Below are 22,417 nucleotides of genomic sequence, written 5' to 3' on the forward strand. Positions count from 1 at the left end.
CATTTTAGGATTAGAAATTCATATCCACACCGAACGTGATGGTACGGGGCTTCGGATAGGACATGACGTCCTGTGCCCCGTTGACCTCGGGGTCGGCACCCGTATATCCCGTCCATGTCACGAGGTTCTCGCCCTGTGCATAGAGCGTCAGGTTGCGGATGAAGCGGGTCTTCCGCATCCAGCGGTCGGGCAGCGTCCACGACAGGCGCAGGGTCTTCAGGCGCAGGTAGGAGGCATCCTCGAGGAACTGCGAGGCCATCGGCGAGGGCTGAATGCCGTCGCGGAAAGCCGGCACGTCGGTCACATCGCCCTCTTTCATCCACATGCGGAGCATGCGCACGGGCTTGTTGCCGTTGAACTTGTGGTTGTCCATATACCAGCGCTGGCAGTTCATCACCGTATAGTGGTAGGCATAGGTGAACTGTGCGTCGAGCTGCACGCCCTTGTAGCGCAGCCGGGTCGTGATGCCGCCGAAGACAGGCACTTCATACGTTCCCAGATGGTCGGCCATATACGCCTGGTTGATGTCGGTCGTGAGCTGTCCGTAGTTGTCGTAGAAGACGGGCATGCCGTTAGCGGGGCTGACGCCTGCGTAGTAAGGCATGATCCACGTACCGAGCGGGCGGCCCAGTTCATAGAGCGTGTTGCCGTTTTTGTAGCGCCCCTCCTTGTTCGACCAGGTACCCAGATCGGTAATCTCGCTCTTGTTGTAGGTGTAGTTGAACCCGAGATCCCACTGGAAGTTCTGCGTCTTGACGGGCGTGGTGTTGACGCCGAGCTCGACACCGCGGTTGACGATGGAGCCCGCATTGGCCAAAATCGAGCTGAAACCGCTGGTCATCGAGATGTTCTTCGACATGTAGAGGTCTTTGGTCTTGATATTATAGAAGTCGAAGGTGACGTTCACGCGCGAATCCAGCACCGACACGTCCAGTCCGACATTGGTCTGGGCCGAGGTTTCCCAGCGCAGTTCGCTGTTGCCGAGCTGGCCGTGGCTGTAACCCGATTCGCCGTTGTAGGACGAGTTGTAGTAGCCGTCGAACGTTCCGAAGTCGCTCACGCCGTCCTGGTTACCCGTCGTACCGTAGCTGGCGCGCAATTTCAGCTGGTTGAGCCACTTCGCGTTGTCGAACCACGACTCCGACGAGATGAGCCAGCTGGCGCCGACCGACCAGAACGTGGCGCTGGCGTTGTCCTCGTAGAATTTCGACGAGGTGTCGTGGCGAAGCGAGGCCGAAAAGTTGTACTTGTTGGCGATCGAATAGCTGGCCTGCGCGAAGAACGACATGAGGTTGCTCATCGTGCGGCCGCCGCCGATCGAGGGCGGGAAAAGCGACGAACCCGACTTGTCGCCGATACCGGCCGGCGACTGCATCATGTCGGAATTCAGGTCGTAGCCCGTGAAGTTCGACGTGTACCATTTGCCCTGGAACATCTCCATACCGGCTACGGCGTTGAGCGAATGTCCGTTGGCGAAATCCTTGTTGACGTTGATGGTATTGGTCCACGTGTAGCGGAATAGCTCCGATGAGGTCTGGCCGTAGTAACCGTGGTTCTGCTGCGCATTGGGATGGTCGCGGTGCAGCGTCGACACGTTGCGGTTGTACATGAAATCCAGTCCGAAATTGGTCTTTACGGAGAGCCAGTCTGTGATGGAAGCTTTCGCATACACCGAAGCGACGGTTTTCAGGCGGCCCGTTTCGCGGTCGTAATATTTGGTGATGAGCGTCGGGTTGTCGACGTTGTACCAGTCGTCGGGCGACTCGTAGGGATAGGCCAGCAGCGTAGTAAACCACGGGTTGCCCCAGTTCTGGCGTCCGGCACCGGCTTCGGGGTCTGCGAAGTTGGTCTTGCTGTAACCGACCGTGGCCTTCAGTCCCAGGTCGAGCCACTTGGTCGCCTTGTGGTCGATATTGAAACGTGTCGAATAACGGTCGAGGCTCGACTTCTTGAGAATCCCCTGCTGCGTCAGGTAAGAGCCCGAGATGAAGAACCGGGTCTTGTCGCTGCCGCCCGAAACCGAAACGCTATGCTCCTGCAGGAAACCCGTCTGGGTCATCAGGTCCATCCAGTCCGTGTCGGTGGCGCGGGCCTTGGCCAGACGCGCGAGGTCGGCCTCCGAGGCCGTGCCGTCCATTTCGCGCTTGAGGTACTGCATCATCGGATAGAAGTTGCTGTTGGGTTCCGACATCACGCACTGCAGCTGGTACTGGAGGTTCTGCTCGCTGTTCATCATATCGATGTAATCCACCAGGAACGAGAAACCGAACTGGTTGCGGTAGTTGATGTTCGTGCGTCCGCTGCGTCCGCTTTTGGTCGTGATGACAATCACGCCGTTGGCGCCGCGCGAACCGTAAATCGCCGTGGCCGAAGCGTCTTTCAGCACCTGGATGTCGGCGATGTCGTTGGAGTTGAGCGCCGCGAAATCGGCCGATTGCACCATCACGCCGTCCATAATATAAAGAGGAGTGTTGCTACCGTTGATCGATCCTGTACCGCGGATGCGGATCGATAGATCGTTGCTGCCCGGTTGTCCCGAACCGCTGGAGATCATCACACCGGGCGTCTGGCCTTGCAATCGGTTTTCGAGCGTCGGCGACGACTGAAATTCGAGCTTCTCGCCCTTCACTTGCGAAAGAGCTCCCGTGGTTTGGGCGCGGCGTACGGTGTTGTAACCTACGACCACGACCTCATCGAGCCGCTGGGCGTCCTCTTCGAGTCTGACTTCGATCGCCGTGCGCGAAGCGACGGCTACCTCCTGCGTACTGTAACCTACATACGATACGGAGAGAACGGCGTCGTCCGGACAAGCGATAGTTGTAACGCCATTGACATCGGTCGAGGCGCCCGATACGGTTCCCTTGATCACGACACTCGCACCGATTACCGGCCCCGCCTGGTCAACGACAATCACCGTACGCGCGGCGGTCGTCTTCTGCTCCTGCGCCGACACGGTCAATCCCGGCAACAGGGAGAGCAGAACCATACAAACAGAGTAAAAGTGTAATTTCATTAATTTTTGGTTTAGGTTGATAAAATGGTTTCCGTAGAACAATAGTTTCGTAAATCATGCGGGAGCGGTAATTTCGGGCCCTGAAACGCTGCCCGCAGTTTTGAGAGAATAGACTATTTCAAAGTCATGGGAAGTCAGTTGGTTCGGTTTGAGGTTTATACAAATTTAGCAAACAGCCCCGGGGAAAGGGATGCATCGCGGACAAAAAAAGTATCCTGATTCGCACAAGGTAAATTACCACCTCTTTTATGCGAATCAGGATACTTTTCCGCTCCCGGTGCAAACTACTGCTTCGTACGGTATTCCTTGGGTTTGAGCCCGTATTTCTTCTGGAATTCGCGGTAGAAATAGGACTTGTTCGAAATCCCCACGCGGTACATGATCTCCTGAATGGTGAGGTGGGTGGTCGTCAGCAGGCGGGCCGCATACTCGAAACGGTACTCCTTGATGAATTCGCTCGGCGTGCGTCCCGAAATCTTCTTGAACTTCCGGTAGAAATTGCGGGCCGTCAGTCCGAGGCGTTCAGCAATCAGTTCCATGCGCAGGTTCTCGCTCTCGATATGCTCCTGTATGGTGTCCACGACGGTGTCCATGAAAAGTTTGTCGGTCTGATGCATCTTCTGTCCCTCGACGACCGTATAGACGCTCTCGGGCGTATTGTAATAATCCTTCAGCATCCGGCGGCTGGCTATCAGCCGTTCGACCGTGGCGCAGAGCACGGGCACGGAGAACGGTTTGGTCAGGTAGGCGTCAGCTCCCGACACCAGCCCTTCGACCTGCTCGCTCTCGGTAATCTTCGCCGAAACGACGACGACCGGGATACCGCGCAGGAATTTATCGCTGCGCACGGCATTCACCAACTCCAGTCCGCTCGCGCCCGCCATGACGATGTCGGTGATAATCAGGTCGGGCGTCATCTCGCCCAGGCGTGCGAGCGCCTCGGCCACATCGTGGCACGTGCTGACGCGGAACTGCCCGGAAAGCGCCGATTCGATCAGCCATACGATGTCCTTGTTGTCGTCCACGACCAGCACGAGGGGTTTTTCACCTCCGCGCGGCAGGGTCGGAGCGACACCGGCCGGCTTCTGCACCGCCTCCGCACCGACATCCCCGTCCGCCACCTCCCGGTATGGCAAGCGCACCGTGAATTCGGCATACCGGCCGACCTCGCTATCCACCGAAATCTCCCCGCCGAGCGCCTGCACCAGCCCGCGGCAGATGAAGAGCCCCAGCCCGTTGCGCGACGTGGAGTCGGTGTACATATTGCGATCCATACTGTCCAGGATACGGTAACGGTCGAAGACATGTATCAACTGCTCGGGGGCTATTCCCCGCCCCGTGTTCCGGACTTTCAGCTCCAGCCCGTTCCCAGCTGCCGTCGCCGAAATGCGGATACATCCCCGCTGAGGCGTGTATTTCATCGCATTGGACATGAGGTTGAAGACCACTTTCTTCAGGAATGCGGCATCGGTGTTCCACGTCAGCTCCGGCGGTACCTCCAACAACAGTTCGATGCCGTTGCGCTCCGCAGCGTCGGCGAACGAGCGTACCTGCACGCAGAGCATCGCGGCGATATCGACGCTATGGATATGGACGCGGCCGAATCCCTCCTCCTCGATTTTCCGGAAATCCAGTATCTCCTGAATCAGGTCGTTCAGGCCTTTGACATTCTCGTGCATCACATCCGTATACTTGTGCAGCTGCGGATTCTCCGCGCTCAGTTGTGCGATACGCTCGTTCATGCCGTTGATAAGCGTCAGCGGCGTACAGAGTTCATGCGAAATGTTGACGAAGAAATTGAGCCGCGCCTCATAGAGCTTCTCGCGCTGTTCCTCCTCCAGCCGGGCTACGACACGCTGCTGCTGCCTGCGGTAATGCCTGCGCAGCAAGGCGGCAAACAGCCATACGAGCCCTACCGCGAGCAGGATATAGCACACGAGGGCTACCGTCGTGCGGTACCACGGCGGCAGCACCGTCAGGGGCAGCGTGTAGACCTGCGTGGCACGATCCATGACGTTGCTCTTATAGCGCACGTGCAGCAGGTAACTGCCCGCGGGAATATTCATAAAGGCGACGCGGTTGTTTTTCTGTAATTCCACCCACTCGTCGGAATAGCCCTCCAGCATGTAGGAATACTCGTAGTTATCGCCATTCAGGTAGTCGACAGCCACGAAAGAGACGGCGAAGCCGGTCGTACGGGGCGCAATACGCACCGGGAGGGGGTCGTGTCCGTCGCCCGTATAATCCGACAGCGGCACGAGTGTTCCGTCCGGCAGTTTGAGATCCATGAAGCGCAGCCGGGGTTTGTAGTTAGAGGGAGGCTCGGCCGCGGGGTCTATCCACACCACGCCGTTCACGCCGCCGAAAAAAAGCCGGTCGGTATAGGGACATTTCCAGTAAGCGTCGTCGCAGAACTCGATGACGCGCAAATCGGAAGAGGAGTAGTTGTGGAAAAAGTCATGGCCGGGGCTGTACTGCGCGAGGCCCTTGTTCGTGCTCAACCAGATGCAGCCGTGCGCATCCTCCAGCACGCCGTGTATCATGTCGTTGACGATGCCGTTGCGGCGGTTGAACTGCCGGATGTCACCCTCGGGCGTAAGCAGTATCAGCCCCGAACTGGCGCCGCAGTAGAGTCCCGACTCGCGGCTCTTGCACAGGCAGAGCAAATCGCCCAGGGCCCGGCTTTGCAGGCGGTGCATATCAACAAATACGTACTTCTTCGTCCGCATGTCGAAGCGTATCAGCCCGTAACCGCCGCGCATGCCCAGCAGCAGCGTCGAGTCGCTTTCGCGTATCAGGGCATAAAACTCATTGCAGTCGCGGCGCTCCAGCCGGAACCGGTAACGGCGCATCGCCGTCACGACGGGCCTGTCGCCCTTTCCGATTGTCAGTTCGACCAGCGCATCCGTATCGCAGGCGAGGTAGAGCGTCGAGTCGTTCACCTCGCACATCTGGTGGACGCCGCGTATCTCCGGCATTCCCGGCTGCAGGGGTAACGTCCGCATCCGGTCGTCCCTGTATGCATAATAGGTAAGGCCCGGGCCCGAGGTTCCAAGCCATATGACATTCCGGGCCGGGCTGCTGCAAAAACTGAAAACTTCGTTGCTCGTAAGTCCCTTGCCGCGGTCGAAACGGGTCAGGTGGTCGACGGGAATATTCCCGCCGGCATAGCTTTCATAATCGCGGATGCGGATTACGCCGTCGCCCTTGGTGCCTATCCACAGGTTTCCCCTGTCGTCGGTATGGATGGCCCGCACGGGTTTGAGCACCTTTTGCGGCATGTCCTCCATGAGCAGCGTCGTGAACAGCTCCTCCTTGTCGCAGTACATATGAACCCCGTAGCCGTCGGTTCCGACCCAGAGGATATCCTGGTTGCAGTCGGCCCACAGGCAGAAAACGCGGTAGTCCGAGGCGATCAGCTCGCAGCGGCCTCCTTTCTCGGGAACACGGCCCAGGGCCCCGGCCAGGAAGCCCACATAAACCTCGTCCCCGAACGAACAGACCGTCGACACGGTAAAGCCCGTTTCGCCCAGCTGCGAAAGGTCGGATAGCAGCACCAGCGATTCGTCCTTGTACGTATACCGCCACAGCCCGCCCGAGGTGTCGACGAAATGGAGCCTGCCGCCATTGAAGAACGCCTTGCGCACCGGACGCGCGGAGAGCTGGCGCCCGGATACCCGCACGAGACTTTTCCCTTCGCCGTCGTTGAGCCGGTAACGCACCAACTCTCCGTCCCGCCCCAAGGTGCAGAACACCCGGGGTGCCTCCGACCAGACGGCGACAATCTCCGCAGCGCGGACGCCCGGAATATACACGTCCTCGAAAAAGGCGCGCCCTGGGCGGTAGCAGGTGATAAAATCCTCACCCGAGAAAAGCACGGTGTTTCCCTCGCTGTCCGAAGCGATATTCTCCACGTCGACGTACTGCATATAGCTTTCGACGACGCGTCGCTCGCGCAGGGAAAATTTATTGATCCCCAGCGAAGTGGCTACCCATAGGTAGCCCTTTTCGGCCGGGGCTATCTCCAGCACGATATTGCTGCACAGCGAAAATTCGTTGTCCAGCTCCATGCGGAAAACAAAGGTGTTCTTGCCGTTGTAGAGGTGCAGTCCGTCGTAGGTTCCGATCCACATATTGGCATCCTCGTCCTGATACATCGCCAAAACGGCGTTGTTCGCCAGCTGCACGTCCGCCTTGACCAGCGACCGCGCCGAAAGGCCCGCCGCCAGCACCAAAGCGGGTAGCAACAGTAACAACCGGCGGCAGGCCGGCAACCATGACGAATGCGGGAATCGGAAAAGCATGCATTAAAGATAATAAGTTTTAAGGAAAACAGGAAACGGACTATATTAAAAATTAAAATGAACAAAAAAGTAAAATAATACAAGGTTTGACCATTGTCGTGTTTTGAGATTCATTGTGGTGATAATCTTTCAGTTTTATTCCTTCTTGAACTTCAGATATAATCTATGAATTTTAATTTACTTTGATCGGAATAAGCTGAAAATAAATCGTTGCCTTCTCGTTATCTATTATCCCTATACAAAGATGTAATGACCTGAATAATCAAGTCATTACATCATTATAATCCCATGCCTTTACGGCCGGGCTGTTTTTATCCGTTATCTGGAAAGTTCTTTTTCGATAGCCGCGGCCATGCGTTCCAGCTCCTCCTGTGCCGCACCCAGCGACCCGAGGACGATGCGGCCGTTGCGGTCGATTACGAAGGAGCGCGGGACGCCCTGCTCCGCATAAAGGCCGAATACCCGTTTGTCCGGATCCATTGCCGTCAGGTCGCGCAGATAAGCGTAATTATGCTGTTCGTCGCCTGCGAAAAACTTGTCGAGACTCTCTTTCGAATCGGTATAGGCGACCGGCAGGAATACGAATTCGCTGTCTGCGGCAAACCGTTCGAGAATGATTTTCGGCAGGGCTTCCGGCGCCAGTTCCCGCAGGCAGGGGCCGCACCAGGTAGCCCAGAAGTTCAGCAGCACGACTTTGCCACGCAGAGCTGTAAGCGTGAGATCCCCTCCGGCATATTTCGCAGCCCGGAAATCGGCCGCCAGGTCGCCCTCCTTGAGCAGGGTGTGCTGCTCATAGATTCCACGTACCAGCTGCATCGCTTTTTCATGCGGGGTCGCAGCGTTTTTTTCCTGTTGCCCGGTGGCCGGAGCCTGTTCCCCGCCTTCGGGTTTTAATTTTATACGCACTACGGGCAATCCGTTTTCCACCGAATTCGCCATGGATTCGATTGCGCCCGCGGGAAGTTTCAACAGCTCTTCACGGGTTGTTTCCCGTCCGTCGATGTAATATTTGCCGGTTTGCGCCTTGCCGGGGAGTACGGTTGTCAATGCGATCACGGCCGCCAGGAGCGGAAGGATTCGTTTCATGCGATTGGTTTTCTGCAAATATAACTAAAAAATCTTCACATAAAACTATTTTTTATAGTTTTATTCAGGATGACAAAAGAAAGTCCGTCCGAGACACTCGGACGGACTTTATACGGGTTCTGAATATCGTATGTATCAGAGTGCTTCGGCGACGACATAGGTGCTGCCGCCGATGAAGACCATATCGTCCGCAGCGGCAAGTTCCCGGGCATGTGCCACGGCGGCCGGCACTTCGGGGATGGTTTCCCCCCTGAGCCCGTAGATCGCAGCCTTGGCTGTCAGTTCGGCGGCGGGCAATGCCCTTTCGGTCTGTGCCTGCGTGAAGATGTAGTGCGCGTCGCGCGGCAGCAGGGGCAGGATGTGTGCCAGATCTTTGTCGCGGACGAACCCGATCACGCAGTAAAGCTCCTTGTGGGGCGTCGCTTTGAGCTGTTCGGCCACGTAGGCGATGCCGTGGGGATTGTGCCCCGTGTCGCAGACGACGAGCGGATTTTCACCCAGCTTCTGCCAGCGTCCCGCCAGCGAGGTGATGGCCGCCGCATCGCGCGTCCCTTCGAGGAAGGCACGGCGGGAGATCGTCAGCGGGGTTTCCTCGTGCAGGAAATCGACCGTCGCCGCGGCTGTCAGGATATTATGGCGTTGGTAATTGCCCGTAAGGTCGAGGTCTACCTCGAAATTGCGGTCGTCGCGCACGCGGTGCATGCAGAAGTGCTGCCGCCCTTCCCTGCAACCGCACTCTTGGCACGAGAATACCTTTTCGGCATAGATGACTTTCGATTTGTTGGCCGCAGCGACCTGCTCGAACACGTCGTTGTAGCGCAGGTCGCCCTCGCCGATCACGACCGGGATGCTCTTCTTGATGATCCCGGCTTTTTCGGCTGCGATCTTCTGGAGCGTGTCGCCCAGCAGCGCCGTATGCTCCAGCCCGATGTTGGTGATGACGCTTACGACCGGTACGATGATATTCGTGGCGTCCAGTCGCCCTCCGAGTCCCGTTTCGATCACCGCGACCTCGACGTCGCTCTGTGCGAAGTAGTCGAAAGCCAGTGCCGCGGTCATTTCGAAGAACGACAGTTCCAGCTCGACCATCTTGTCGTGGTGTTTGTCCACGAAGTTCACGACCTTCTGTTTGGGAATCATCTCGCCGTCGACGCGGATGCGTTCGCGGAAATCCTGCAGGTGGGGCGAGGTGAAAAGCCCCGTGCGGTAGCCGGCCTGCTGCAATACCGAGGCGATGATATGCGATACGGAACCTTTGCCGTTCGTGCCCGCCACGTGGATCGTGAAGAAATTGCGCTGGGGGTTGCCGATGTGGCGGCAGAATGCGGTGATGCGCTCCAATCCCGGCTTGTAGGCCGTTGCGCCTTTGGTTTCGAAGGCCGGCAGCGACTGGAAGAGGAATTCGAGGGTTTGGGTGTAATTCATATCGGGTTTCGGGTTTTATTTTACGAGGTGGTTCTTTTTCTTGGCCCGGTAGGCGATGTAGTAGAGCACACAGAGCAGCATCAGGTATTCGGAGATGCGTCCCAGGTAGTCGCCGTATCGGGTGTAGAAGGTAAGTTGGGAGTTGAGGGGTACGGCCGCTGTGAGCACGCCCCGTTTTTCCCAGCCGAGCGTCTGGCCTATGTCGCCGCGGGCCGATATGAAGCCCGACATGCCGGTGTTGGCCGACCGGGCGATGGCACGGCGGTGTTCGATGGCGCGCAGGCGCGAGATCGTGAAGAGGTGTTTGTAGCCGGGCGTGTCGCCCCACCAGCCGTCGTTGGAGATGATGGCCATGAACTGTGCCCCGCGGCGCACGAAATCGCCGAAGAAATCGCCGTAAAGTCCTTCGTAGCAGATTGCCGGGCCGGTTTTCACGCCCCGGTGTTCGAAGGCCGTGCCGTGCTGCCCCATGCCGATCTGTCCCACGACGCCGCCCAGGTCGATTACCAGGAATTGCAGGATGTCGAAAACGATCGTCGGGGTGTTTTCCACGCCGATCACCAGTTTGCCTTTGTGGTGCAGTTGCATGCGGCCTGCGGAGTCGAGCCCTACCGCCGTGTTGAATACGTCGTAGTAACCTTCGCCCAACCCGTCCCGGCGTGCCGTGCGGGGTTGTACCCCGGCGGCATAATAACGCAGGGTGTTGGCGCCCGTGACGAGCAGGGCCCCGGGGTGCGACCGGCGCAGGCTGTCGGCCAGCTCTTGCCAGAACATGCCCGGTTCGTCGGCCGGGCGGAATTCCGAAAGACCCGGTTCCCAGTAATGCCCCGGGACGGCAGTCTCGGGCAGCAGGATGAATTGCGCCCCGGCGGGCACCTGTGCCAAAAGGTCGGTGATGTTGTCTTGCTGCCAGTCGGCGCGGCCGTTGAATTTGTCGTAGCAGTCGACGTTGGGTTGGACGACGCTCACCTCGGCCGTCCCCTCGTCGGGCTGCTCCCAGCTCCACCAGATGCCCAGCGACACGGCGGCCGGAAGGAGCAGGACGCCCGCGGCCGGGATCCACCGTCCGATGCTGCGGCGTGCCCGCAGCGCTTCGAAGAAGAGTATGTTACAGAGCAGCACCCACAGCGAACCGCCGAAGACACCCGTGTATTCGTACCATTGCACGAGCCATATGTCGTGCGAGAATCCGTTGCCCAGGATCAGCCACGGCCACGAGAATTCGCCGACCGTATACCAGTATTCCGTTGCGATCCACCCGGCAATGAGCAAGGTGTATGCCAGCGCCTTCGGCCCTTTCTTCGCGACGGTGTGGAACAACATGAAGGCGATCATGTTGAGCGTCGTTGAGGCGAGCGTCGCGGCCACGGGCCCCACCGGGGTGGCGTTCCATATCCACCAGACGGTCGAGATGTTCCACAGCGCGAAGGTCAGCGCCGCCCAGCCGAACATGCGCCACCACGAGCGGCGCGTCTGGTCGTACGATGCGCTGATCCACAGCAGCGGGATCATGGCGAAGGGCAGCGTGAGCCCTGTCATGCCGAGCCAGCCCGGGGAGAGCAGGACGACCGAGAGGATTACCGCCGCTAATCTACGAAACATGGTGTGTGATTTTTACGTCGGCAAAAGTAGTCAAATGAGCGCAGATTTCAAAATATTTCATACTTTTGTCTAAATAACTAAATAACCCGGATATAATGAAGAAATTTGCCTTTTTATTGTTCTCGGCGGCAGCCGTGCTGTGCTGGGGGTGCAGCACGCCGCCCGCGGAGGGTTACAGCATCGTCGACGGCGTGATCGTATTCGACGTCCCGGCCCGTGCCGAGGGCCAGCATTCCGTTTTGCGGCTGACGGTCGACCCGATCCCGGTCGTACGCGTGGGTTTCATCGGGCTGGGTATGCGCGGCCCGGGCGCCGTGGAACGCTTCGCCAACATCGACGGGGTCGAGATCGTGGCGCTCTGCGACCTCTACCCCGAGCGTGTCGACAAGTCGCAGGAGATCCTCGCCGGACATAACCTCCCGGCTGCTGCCCCGTACAGCGGGGAGGAGGGGTGGAAGGAACTTTGCCGGCGCGATGACATCGACCTGGTTTACATCTGCACCCCGTGGCAGCTGCACGTCCCGATGGCGGTTTATGCCATGGAGCACGGCAAGCATGTCGCCGTCGAAGTCCCAGCCGCCATGTCGCTCGACGAGTGCTGGCAACTGGTCGACACTGCCGAGAAGACACAGCGCCACTGCATGATGCTCGAGAACTGTGTCTACGACTTCTTCGAGCTGACGACGCTCAACATGGCCCAGCACGGGCTGTTCGGCGAGATACTCCACACCGAAGGCTCCTATATTCATAACCTCGAACCCTACTGGGATTATTACCAGGGCAACTGGCGCCTCGACTTCAACCAGTCGCACCGCGGCGACGTCTATGCCACGCACGGCCTCGGCCCGGCCTGCCAGCTGCTGGATATCCACCGCGGCGATAAGATGAACTACCTCGTGGCGATGGATACCAAGTCGGTCAACGGCCTGAAGCTCGCCAAGGAGAAGATGGGTGCCGAGACCTTCGCCAATGCCGACCAGACGCTGACGCTCATCAAGACCGAGCGGGGACGCACGATCCTGCTCGAACACAACGTCTATACGCCCCGTCCTTACAGCCGCATGTACCAGCTTACGGGCACCGAGGGCTTCGCCAATAAATACCCGGTCGAGGGCTATGCGTTCCGTCCCGAGCAAATCGCCGGCGAGGAGATTCCCGACCACGAGAATCTGAGCGAGCATTCGTTCATCCCCCAGGCGGCGAAGGCGGCGCTGATGGAGCGTTACAAGCATCCGATCGCCCGGGACATCGAGGAGAAGGCCCGCCGCGTGGGCGGCCACGGCGGCATGGATTTCATCATGGACTATCGCCTCGTTTACTGCCTGCAGCATGGCCTGCCGCTCGATCAGGACGTTTACGACGCTGCCGAATGGTCGTGCATCGGGTCGCTGACCGCGGCGTCGCTCGAACACAACAGTATGCCGGTCGCCGTGCCCGACTTCACGCGCGGCGACTGGGACAAGGTGGACGGGTTCCGTCATGCCATGGCACAGTAAAAACCGCTTATGACATACCGAAAAGCCGGACATTTCGTCCGGCTTTTTTCGTTTGTGGCAGCGCCTTTGCAGTCCGTGTCATAAACTTTAAAACGGTTTGTTATGGATCATCTGAAGGAAGCTCCGGATTATTTGCAGGACGACCACCTGTCGCGGGGAACCAAAGCTTATCTGAAAGTGTTGAACGGCGGCGCTCCCGTCGAATCGTTGCCGGTCGGGGAGGCCCGTCGCGTCCTGACCGATGTGCAGGCGGCCGTGCATGTCGATCTGTCGGGCATCGAGGAGTCCGAACGGACGGTCGAAAGCGAAGGGCATACGCTGCGCCTGAACCTCGTCCGCCCTTCGGGGGCGGGGCGTGTGCATCTCCCGGCGTTCGTGTTCATCCACGGCGGGGGCTGGGTGCTGGGCGACTATCCCACCCACAGGCGGTTGGTGCGCGACCTTGTCGTGGAGTCGGGTTGTGCGGCGGTATTCGTCAACTATACGCCTTCGCCCGAGGCGCATTTTCCGAAGGCTGTCGAGGAGGTCTATGCCGCAGTGAAATGGGTGGCCGAAAACGGCCGGGAGATCGGGGTCGACGGCAGCCGGCTGGCGCTGGCGGGCAACAGCGTCGGCGGTAACATGTCGCTTGCGGCGGCGCTCGTGGCCGAGGATCACGGCGGGCCGCGGCTGCGCACGCTCGTGCTGATGTGGCCCGTGACCGATGCGGGGTATGACTGGGATTCGTATGTGAAATACGGCCGCCAGCGGTTCCTGACCGCGCCGTTGATGAAATGGATGTTCGGCAAGTACGTTTCAGACCCGGCTCAGCGCGGCAACGACCTCATGTCACCCGTGCGGGCCTCTGCGGAACGGCTGCGGGGATTGCCTCCGACGCTGATCGCCGTTGCCGAGAACGACATCCTGCGCGACGAGGGCGAGGCGATGGGGCGTCGTCTGGACGAGGCGGGCGTCGAAGTGACGACCGTGCGCTTCAACGGCGTGGTACACGATTGGGGGATGCTCAACGGGTTCGCCGCGTTGCATCCGACGCGCACGCTGATACGGCTGGCAGGCTCCGTATTGCGGGAGTATCTGAAAAAATAGGGTTCGGGCCGCACCGGAGATTGTGCCGCGCTGCACTCAAACAGGCGGGCGGTGCTCAACAGGCTGACGGTGTTCCAAGAAGGGCGGGCCGGGCCGATTTCCGGGGCGGGTCAGTGCCGGACGCTCCCCCGTGAGAGGATATCCTCGAAATAGGCGATGGTCTTTACCAGTCCGTCGCGCAGCTGGATCGTGGGTTCCCAGTCGTTGAGCATCTTGCGGGCCAGCGAGATGTCGGGTTTGCGCTGCTGCGGGTCGTCCGACGGCAGGGGCATGTGTACGATCTTCGACTTCGAACCCGTGAGTTCCAGGACGATGGCTGCCAGTTCGTTGATGGTGAATTCATTGGGGTTGCCTATGTTGACCGGGCCCGTGAAATCGTCGGGCGTATCGTCCATCAGGCGGATCATCCCTTCGACCAGGTCGTCGATATACTGGAACGAGCGGGTTTGTTCACCGTCGCCGTAGATTGTGATCGGTTCGTTGCGCAATGCCTGGACGATGAAATTCGAGACTACGCGGCCGTCGTTGATGTCCATCTTGGGGCCGTAGGTATTGAAAATACGGACGATTTTCACCGGGATGCCGTGTTCGCGGTAGTAGCTCATGAAGAGCGATTCGGCACAGCGTTTGCCCTCGTCGTAGCACGAGCGCAGTCCCAGCGGGTTCACGTGGCCCCAGTAATCCTCGGTCTGCGGATGTACCAGCGGGTCGCCGTATACTTCCGAGGTCGAAGCCTGCAAGACCTTGGCGCGGTTGTAACGCGCCATGCCGAGCATGTTCATCGCACCGATGACCGAAGTCTGCGTCGTCTTAACCGGATCGTGCTGGTAGTAGATCGGCGAGGCGGGGCAGGCGAGGTTGTAGATCTCCTCGACCTCCGCCATGTAGGGGTAGATTATATCGTGCCTTATGACTTCGAAATTGGGGTGTTTCAGCAGGTGCCGGATGTTGCTTTTGTGACCGGTAAAATAGTTGTCGATGCAGATTACGTCGTTTCCTTCACCAAGCAGCCTTTCGCATAGGTGCGAACCGATGAATCCGGCACCGCCGGAGATTAAAACCCTCTTCATTCCAATTTGCGTCTTTTTTGATCGTCAAATATACTAAATATATTTTGAAAAGCATATCTTTGTACGCGCAAATCGCTTAAATAGTGAACAAAATGGGTTGCAAAGCCGTTTCTATTCTTTTTTATGGTATTTCGGTGGTGCTCACCGGGCTGCTTCTGGTCGCCGCCGTCCTGTGCCGGTATGCTTCGTCCGTCTCCCCCGGGGAGGGCGGATTCTGGGCGACGCTCGCCTTGCTCATGCCGGTCGTGCTGCTGGCCAACGTGGTTGCGCTGGTCTGGTGGACGGTTCGCCGCAAATGGATTGTCCTGCTGATGCCACTGGTCGCGCTGGTGCTCAACCTGGGGTATATTTCGGCCATGGTACAGCTTCCCGATTTCAAGGACTCGGGTGACCCGCACGACATCCGCATCGCCACGCTCAACGTAAACGGATTCCGCAGGCTGGGTTCCATGCCCGCTACGGCCAGGGCCATCGCCGGCATGATGAACCGCGAGCAGGTCGACGTGCTTTGCCTGCAGGAGTTTATGGACAGCAGGGAATTCCCGGCCGACAGCATCGGGAAGGTCTTTGCCCCGCGGATGCCCTATTTCCTGCATGAGGGCAGTGCGGCCCTGGTCAGCCGATATCCCGTTCTCGATCATAAATACGTCCGGTTTGCCGATACGAGCAACGACTACCTGCGTGCCGACCTGCTCGTCGTCGGCGATACGGTGCGACTCTTCGCTGTCCACCTCCAGACTTCGGGCATTGCCCAGCTCAGGCACCGGTTCCGGAAGGATTACGACCGCGACGCCCCCGTCGAGCAAATCTTGGGCGAGCTGGAACACAACAGTAGTATCCGTGCCGGGCAGGTAGGTGAAATCCGTGCCGAAATGGATGCTTCGCCCTATCCGGTGATCCTTGCGGGCGACTTCAACGATACGCCTTCGTCCTATACCTACCGTACGATGAAGGGGGACATGACCGACGGTTTCCGTGACAGCGGGAGCGGTTACGGCGGTACTTTCCGCTATCTGGGAGGGGTACTGCGCATCGACTACATCTTTTACGACGACGCTTTCGAGGGCATCCGTTATTACATGCCTCCGGAAGATGTCAGCGACCACAAGGCCGTGGTCGCTGAACTGCGGTTCAGGTAGCGGACGCAATCGTCACGCTGCCGTCATGTCTTTTTCCCGGGATCAGCGGGCCTCCTGTGCCTCGGCCACGCCGCACTTTTTCATCTCGTTGCGGCCATGGAATACCGGGTAGTACATCAGTTCGGCACGCGCCGGGTTGAGGCGGTAGGAGCCCGTATAGCGGGGCAGGAGCCTGACGGTGAAGGTATGCGTCCCCTTGCGGAGCTTGTTGCAGAAGACGGCGACCTTCTCCTTGTAGTATTCCCGGTGCGCCTCTTTCCAGAAATCGCCTTTCTCTTTCGAGTCGTAGGAACAGCCCGCGGGGATCGGGATCTCGACCATGACGTATTCGGCGTCGGAATCGGCCGTTACGGTTGCCACCAGTTCGACGCGCTCCCCGGCATGGAGTGTTGTCACGGGCTTGCCGTTCTTGCGGAACCGGGTCGAAACCGAGAAGCCTTCGGCCGCAGGCTCCGGTTTGTCGTTCCAGGCTTGTTGGTAGGCTGTGAAGAATACGGGCATGGAACCCTCTTTGCGGACGGTTATCTCCTTTCCGGGCTCGTATGTCCGGGTAAGCGGGAATTTGCCGAACCGTTGTCCGTCGATCGTCAGGCTCGCTTCGCGGAATGTGCCGCCGTCCTTCTCCAGCATGTCGGGCATGATGGTTTCCACGATCCGCGACGATTCGTAGGTGTTGCGCCACGAACCGCTTTTACGCTGTTCGAAGAAGTAGTTGCGGATCTTTTCCAACTCGGCCTTGCGGTTGCCCGCGGCGCGCAGGATGCGGTATGCCGTGAGCGTGTTTTCGACGTCGCTCATGTCCGGCTGCGCGAACCTGCGGAGCGTCGGTTCCCGCGGTGTTTTGTCGCGCCAGTACAACGACCCCATCATGGTTCGGGAGGCAAGAGCCAGCAGCGAATCCGCGGCGGGCATCCCATCAGGGGCGAACTGTTGCAGCATTTCCGCCGTCCGGAGCCGGTTGCCGAGCGTCGCGTCGGGGATCGACGCGATGAAAGCGCAGTAGCGCGGGTAGTCGATCCTGGCGTCCAGCTTGCGGAGAAGCCCCACCAGCGAGAGCAGTTCGTTTTTCCGCATTCCCGTCGAGTCGGATGCCGCCGCCGGCATACGGCGGTTCAGGCCAGCCAGCAGCGCGTCCGTCAGTGCCTGCCGGTCGAGGCCGGTCTTATAACCCTCCGTTTCGGCGTCGAGAAGTGCCTCCACGACCTGCTGCGATATCCACAGCTCGGTCTGTTCCCGATTCCACCACCCCCATAACTTGCCATCGTTCTGGTTGGCCGCCAGTTTGCGGAGCAGGTTCGTGACCTTGTCGTCGTCCTTGAATTTCCGTCCGAACAGGGTGTATATCCGTTTTTTCGAGAGCAGCGCCTTGACCTTCGAAGCCATCTGCTCGTTGCAGAGGTGGGGGTAGAGGTCGATGTTTTCGATCTCGTCGAGGAATGCCTGCATGGCCGATGCCTCGGCGTGGATCGTCACGGTGCCCAGCGCCGGGTCGGGCGTGAACCGCAGGGCCGCGGTGTCGTTGAGGACGGCGAACTCCCCGTGGGTTTCCAGGATTCCGGCCTTGTAGATCGGGATCGCACGCCGCTCCCCGTCGAAATAGCCTCCGGGCGTCGTCAGCGAGTAGACGATCCGGATGCTGTCGGCATCCCCTGCGACGGCGGGTATTGCGTCCGTATGCGAGGTGGCGATGCGGATTTGCTTCTCGGCCGTCCGTCCGTCGGTTTCGATCGTGCGGCGTACGGACAAGGTGTCGCCGGTGTGGTTGGTCAGCCGTCCGGCAGCATTGAGGCTGTCGCCCGCGATGGCGAAGCGGGGGACGGAGAGTTGGGCGTTGAGCGGCTTGTACGATTTTATGCGCAGATGCTTCCTGTCCGCCTGCCTGCGGCCACCGACGGCGATGAAGTTGGCGTCCCAGCTGGTGATGTCGTCCGGATAGGTCACTTCGAAAGTCAGCCGCCCTGCTTTGTCGATCGTCAGGCGGGGCTTCCAGAATGCGTCGTCATGGAAATCGGTGCGCAGCGTGTTCGGCATACCGGCCTCGAGCGGGAATCCGTCGCCGCCCGCCGCGTTCCGGTCGGAGGTTTCAATGAAGATGATCCCGTTTGCGGCCCTCGCCCCGTAGATTGCGGTGTTCGCGTCCCTGACGAGGTTCATCGACAGGATGCTTCCCCGGTCGAAGTCCGACAGTGCCCCGTCGTAGGGTACGCCGTTCACGACGATCATCGGGGCCTGACCGGCGATTGTGCCCGCTCCCCGCACCTGTATCCCGGCGGCCATGCCCGCGAGCGTGCTGGGGAGCGTTTCCGTCTGCTCGTCGAATTCCGCGAATGCCACTTCCGTTGTGACCGTTGCGGAATTGGCCCTGCTTCCCACCACGGCCCTCTTTCCGGACTTCCCGTAAGCTACGACCACGACTTCGTCCAGCGCGTTGTAATCTTCCTCCAGGACGATGTTATAGTCGTAGCCGGAGATCAGTTTGGTGGCGAAATTCCGGTAGCCGATATAACTGACGACGAGCGTTCCCCGTCCCGTGTCCGAGAGGGTGAATTTCCCGGCCGTATCCGTGACAGTCCCGGTGTCAGTCACGTCGATCTGCACCGATGCCCCGGCAATGGGTTCTCCATCCGGGTCGCGCACGGTGCCTGTGACAACTTTGCCCGTCAGGTTGGCTTCGCTGATGCGCCCCGGGTTTCGCAACGGGTTGTCCCGCTCCGCCTCCGCGGGCTTGTAGTCGGCCAGCGGTGCCGCGGGGCGCGATACGCGCAACATCCTTTCCAGTTTCCCGAACAGCGCGCGGCTGCGGTCGTCGGCCGGTTCCTTTACGAGCGAATCCATCCGCAGGTAGTTGATGCCGCCCTTTCGCAGCCTTATCGTGGCCGAACAGCGGGTCGTATCCCTGAAGATGAGGTCTACCCGGAGGTTCCCCTCCGGCAGCCTGTCGATTTCGGTCGTCGTGCCGTAGTAGAGCCTGCTGGCGGGGTACTTGCCCGTCGATTGCAGGAGCACCATGATCGGCTGTGCCCTTGTGCCGTCCGCCAGTTTGCCTGGGGCGAGTTGCAGGCGGCAGCTGTCCATGAGCGAGATCGGCGGGACGGCCGAGATCAGCCCCGATTCGTTTTCGACCATGTCGGCGAGCCGCCGCCTGAATATGCCGCGGATCGATTCGGCCGTAAGCGCGTCCTGCCCGAAGCAGACCGCCTGCGTGAAAGGTTCGAGCTGCCTCTGGATCGGGTTCTGCTCCCAACTCTGCTGTTTCAGGTAGTTGTTCCGAATGTCGTAACGGTAGCCGCCCTCGATTTCGAAACTGTTGACCGCAAGTGTGTCCGAATAGAGCGTGCCGACCTGTATGCCCCCGGTGGTGAATCCCCGGTAGGGGAACGGCCCGGCCAGGATTGCCGCTTCGGCCTGCGGCCTGTACCGGCGGGTCTGCTTCTGCGTGCCGTTGAGGTAGTAGCAGACCCCGCCGGCGTTGATAATGCCCGGCAGTTCGGTTTCAACGGAGTAGGAGGATTGCCTGTCCGGCTGTCCCGTGAGCAGGGTCGCTTTCCCGAAGGTGTTGTCGACCGTAATCATGTGCCGTGTCAGCAGCGCCGTCTCGCACTGCGTGAGCATGCCTTTCTCTTTCCGGTCGTATTCCCTGACGGAGATCCGCACGGGACGGTTGTCCCCGGGGGCCTCCCCGGGTCGCACTGCGGATTGTCCGCCGTCTACCGAAACGATGGTCTTCAGCCCCTCGCCCGCATAGACGTTCTCGACGGTCACCTCCCTGTCGTAGGTGCGCAGCCGCAGCGTGTGCAGCCCCGGCCATATCGGGAAGCTGTACGGCGTCAGTTGCTGCGCCTGTTTGAAATAGTGGGGCTGTTCGTCGATCCACAGAACATGGATGCCCTGCACCTCCCCGTCGACGACCACATAGGGGGATAGCTGGGTGAGTCTTCCGGGGGCCTCCTCGGCATAGGCGTAGAACGGTTCCGGGTAGAGGAATTTGTAGTATTCGATCGAATCCAGTCCCATGCGCTGCCGCCACAGCGGCCAGTCCATCCCGGTGCGGATGTTGAAGAGGAACTCTTCGTCGGCCTCGTAGTTCTTCGGGGTGATGGTCTTTCCCGACGCCGACTTCCCGTATATCGCCACTGCCGGCGGCAGGGCTTCGAATTTCGAGGTGAACGCATAGGCCGTCACGTCGGCATTTTTCACCGGGCGTCCCTTGCGGTCTTTGACCGCCACTTCGACCTTTGCGCTCTGTCCGGGATAGACGGTCGCCGCCGTCGTTACCTCCATCGAGATGTTTTTCTCCGTGAAGGGCAGTTCGCCGCGTATCGTCCGGGCATTCTCGCCCTGCAGGTAGGCTATCTGCATCGAATAGCCCTTGCGGCCGTTGTCCTTGCGCGCGAAGTCGAGTTCGGTGGCATACCCTTTGGCAATCGTCTTGTCCCCCATGCAGATCGTGTACCAGAACGGGAATTTCGCGGGGTTGTCCACCACCAGCCGGACGGTGCCGTCCCGGCGGAAGAAGCGGTGCCCGATCAGTTCGCCCGGCAGTTTTCCGACCTCGATGTCCTCCGATGCCGTGGCGCTCTGCACCTCGTATTCGCTGACGATCCACGACAGCGGCACACTGCAGGGCAATGTGACCGAATCCTGCCATACGATCCCGTATTCCGGGTTGTAGGCGGTTACCAGGGCACGGCTTTCGACGCTTTTGCCGTCGTATAGCTCACGCAGGGCGAGCATCCCCTGGCCGGCCGAATAGTCGATCCGCCTCCGCCTTGCGTCCCGGTACAGGCTTATGCGCTCATCCCTGCGTTCGTTGCCCGCATCGAAGAACGAGCAGGCGACGTTGTAATACATCGACACGCCGTCGACGAATATCGAGTCGGACAGGATGATTTCCTTCGTGGACTTGCCCTCCATGTCGAACGTATGCTCCCAGAGCCGGTCGGGGACGAATGCCGTGCGGGCGAGGAATTTGCAGCCCATGTACCTGGCGGGTTTGACCAAGACCTTTACCCGCCCGTCGTATACCGGCATGTTGTTCTCATCCACGGCGCTCAGTGAAATCCTCACCGTGTCGCCCCGTGCGTATTTCTGTTTGTCGGCCCTGGCCGTGAAGGTGAGCTTGCCCAGTTCGTACTCCTCATAGCGAAAACGGCCCGTGATGTCGTTGGCATGCTTGTCGCCCGTCCGGAAGCGGAGTGTGTAATCCTTGTCGAGGCGGAGGCGGAGGCTGTCCGAAAGCCTGAACTCCCATTCGTACATGCCGGGACGGTAGGGCGCCAGCGATACGAGGGTCGTGTCTATCGACGGGGAGTAATACGAAACGAGTGCCACGTCGACCTTCCCGTCGAGGGGCTTGCCTTTGCGGTTGATGTGCGCCTTGAATTTCACCGTTTCCCCGGGTTTGTACCTGGGTTTGCTGAATACCACGAACCCGTCGTACTTGTCCCGCGCGGGCAGCTTCCCCGGTGCGAAAACCCGCTTGAAGGCTGTTTTGACCTTTCCCCAGGCCGTTTTGAGGAACCCGGGACGGTAGGTGTAATCCGGTTCGTTCCCGATGGTGATGTAATGCAGTACGCCGTCGTTGTTTACTTCGACCGTGGCCTCTTCGCCGCGGATGCGCGGGAGGTTGTAGGTGCATGTGCCGGGGTCGTATTTCATCCGTTTCGAGCCCCGCCTTACCACGGCATCGTCGATGATGTTGCCCAGCGTGTCGCAGAGTATCAGCATCACCTGCTCGTCCCTGACGAGCCTGTAATAGAAATTGTCTACGACATGATCGCCGTATACGAGTTTGTTCCCGTCCGTCCAGACCCGCAGGTAATTTCCCCGGGGGAGCTGCGGGATCTTTCCCGACGCAGTATATTTGCCGACGAACGTGTGCAGCATCCCTTCGTCGGGCGCCTTGCCTTTCACATGCAGTTCGCGGAGATCTCGGGCATCGGGTTTATAGATGAATATTTCCGGGGAGGTGCGGCGGCTTTCGGGCAGCGGGGTCTGCGCCAGGCAGGCGGCCGTGCAGAGAAGCCCCACGAGGATTGTACTGCAATACTTCATGGCGAGGTCGGGTTTTTATCCTGCAATATAACAAAAAGATCGCTCATGGCGACCTTTTCGGGGAGGTATCCGTGTGTCCGCCCGGATTTTACGGTATATATACCGTTTTTTCCGCCTTTTCGCGGCGGAAAAAAGCGGCCAG

Annotated in this window: 10 protein-coding genes; 3 read left to right on the forward strand and 7 right to left on the reverse strand. The window is 59.4% G+C overall.

Features of this window, described 5'->3' with window-relative positions:
- Nucleotides 1-10 precede the first annotated feature (10 nt).
- The 5 genes from NQ559_RS07575 to lnt all read right to left on the reverse strand — a co-directional run bounded on the left by NQ559_RS07575 (nt 11) and on the right by lnt (nt 11,430).
- Nucleotides 11-2,986: a SusC/RagA family TonB-linked outer membrane protein gene (locus tag NQ559_RS07575; RefSeq protein ID WP_018697034.1), complete on the reverse strand. Its 2,976-nt coding sequence runs from the start codon at nt 2,984-2,986 to the stop codon at nt 11-13.
- A 311-nt stretch (nt 2,987-3,297) separates the two neighbouring features.
- On the reverse strand, nt 3,298-7,317 hold the full coding sequence (locus NQ559_RS07580) for a hybrid sensor histidine kinase/response regulator transcription factor (RefSeq protein ID WP_051087701.1): 4,020 nt from the start codon (nt 7,315-7,317) through the stop codon (nt 3,298-3,300).
- Nucleotides 7,318-7,635: 318 nt separating this feature from the next.
- On the reverse strand, nt 7,636-8,403 hold the full coding sequence (locus tag NQ559_RS07585; RefSeq protein ID WP_018697036.1) for a TlpA family protein disulfide reductase: 768 nt from the start codon (nt 8,401-8,403) through the stop codon (nt 7,636-7,638).
- 135 nt (nt 8,404-8,538) lie between these two features.
- Nucleotides 8,539-9,828, reverse strand: coding sequence for a bifunctional folylpolyglutamate synthase/dihydrofolate synthase (locus NQ559_RS07590; RefSeq protein ID WP_018697037.1), 1,290 nt, complete (start codon nt 9,826-9,828; stop codon nt 8,539-8,541).
- A gap of 15 nt (nt 9,829-9,843) precedes the next feature.
- Entirely contained in the window at nt 9,844-11,430 is a 1,587-nt protein-coding gene (lnt, locus tag NQ559_RS07595) for an apolipoprotein N-acyltransferase (protein ID WP_018697038.1), read from the reverse strand.
- Between the two features lie 95 nt (nt 11,431-11,525).
- On the opposite strand from lnt, the gene NQ559_RS07600 reads away from it, so the two are divergent.
- Nucleotides 11,526-12,926, forward strand: coding sequence for a Gfo/Idh/MocA family protein (locus NQ559_RS07600; protein ID WP_018697039.1), 1,401 nt, complete (start codon nt 11,526-11,528; stop codon nt 12,924-12,926).
- Between the two features lie 102 nt (nt 12,927-13,028).
- On the forward strand, nt 13,029-14,012 hold the full coding sequence (locus NQ559_RS07605; RefSeq protein ID WP_018697040.1) for an alpha/beta hydrolase: 984 nt from the start codon (nt 13,029-13,031) through the stop codon (nt 14,010-14,012).
- A 110-nt stretch (nt 14,013-14,122) separates the two neighbouring features.
- Here NQ559_RS07605 and NQ559_RS07610 read toward each other — a convergent pair whose 3' ends face one another.
- Nucleotides 14,123-15,082: a UDP-glucuronic acid decarboxylase family protein gene (locus NQ559_RS07610; protein ID WP_018697041.1), complete on the reverse strand. Its 960-nt coding sequence runs from the start codon at nt 15,080-15,082 to the stop codon at nt 14,123-14,125.
- Between the two features lie 92 nt (nt 15,083-15,174).
- Here NQ559_RS07610 and NQ559_RS07615 point away from each other — a divergent pair, with 92 nt between their 5' ends.
- Nucleotides 15,175-16,221 (forward strand): endonuclease/exonuclease/phosphatase family protein, encoded by a 1,047-nt coding sequence (locus tag NQ559_RS07615; protein WP_018697042.1) that lies wholly within the window; start codon nt 15,175-15,177, stop codon nt 16,219-16,221.
- Between the two features lie 42 nt (nt 16,222-16,263).
- On the opposite strand, the gene NQ559_RS07620 is transcribed toward NQ559_RS07615, so the two are convergent.
- Nucleotides 16,264-22,275, reverse strand: a complete 6,012-nt coding sequence (locus NQ559_RS07620) for an alpha-2-macroglobulin family protein (RefSeq protein ID WP_018697043.1) — start codon at nt 22,273-22,275, stop codon at nt 16,264-16,266.
- Nucleotides 22,276-22,417 lie beyond the last annotated feature (142 nt).

The organism is Alistipes onderdonkii (assembly GCF_025145285.1).
Lineage (GTDB): Bacteria > Bacteroidota > Bacteroidia > Bacteroidales > Rikenellaceae > Alistipes > Alistipes onderdonkii.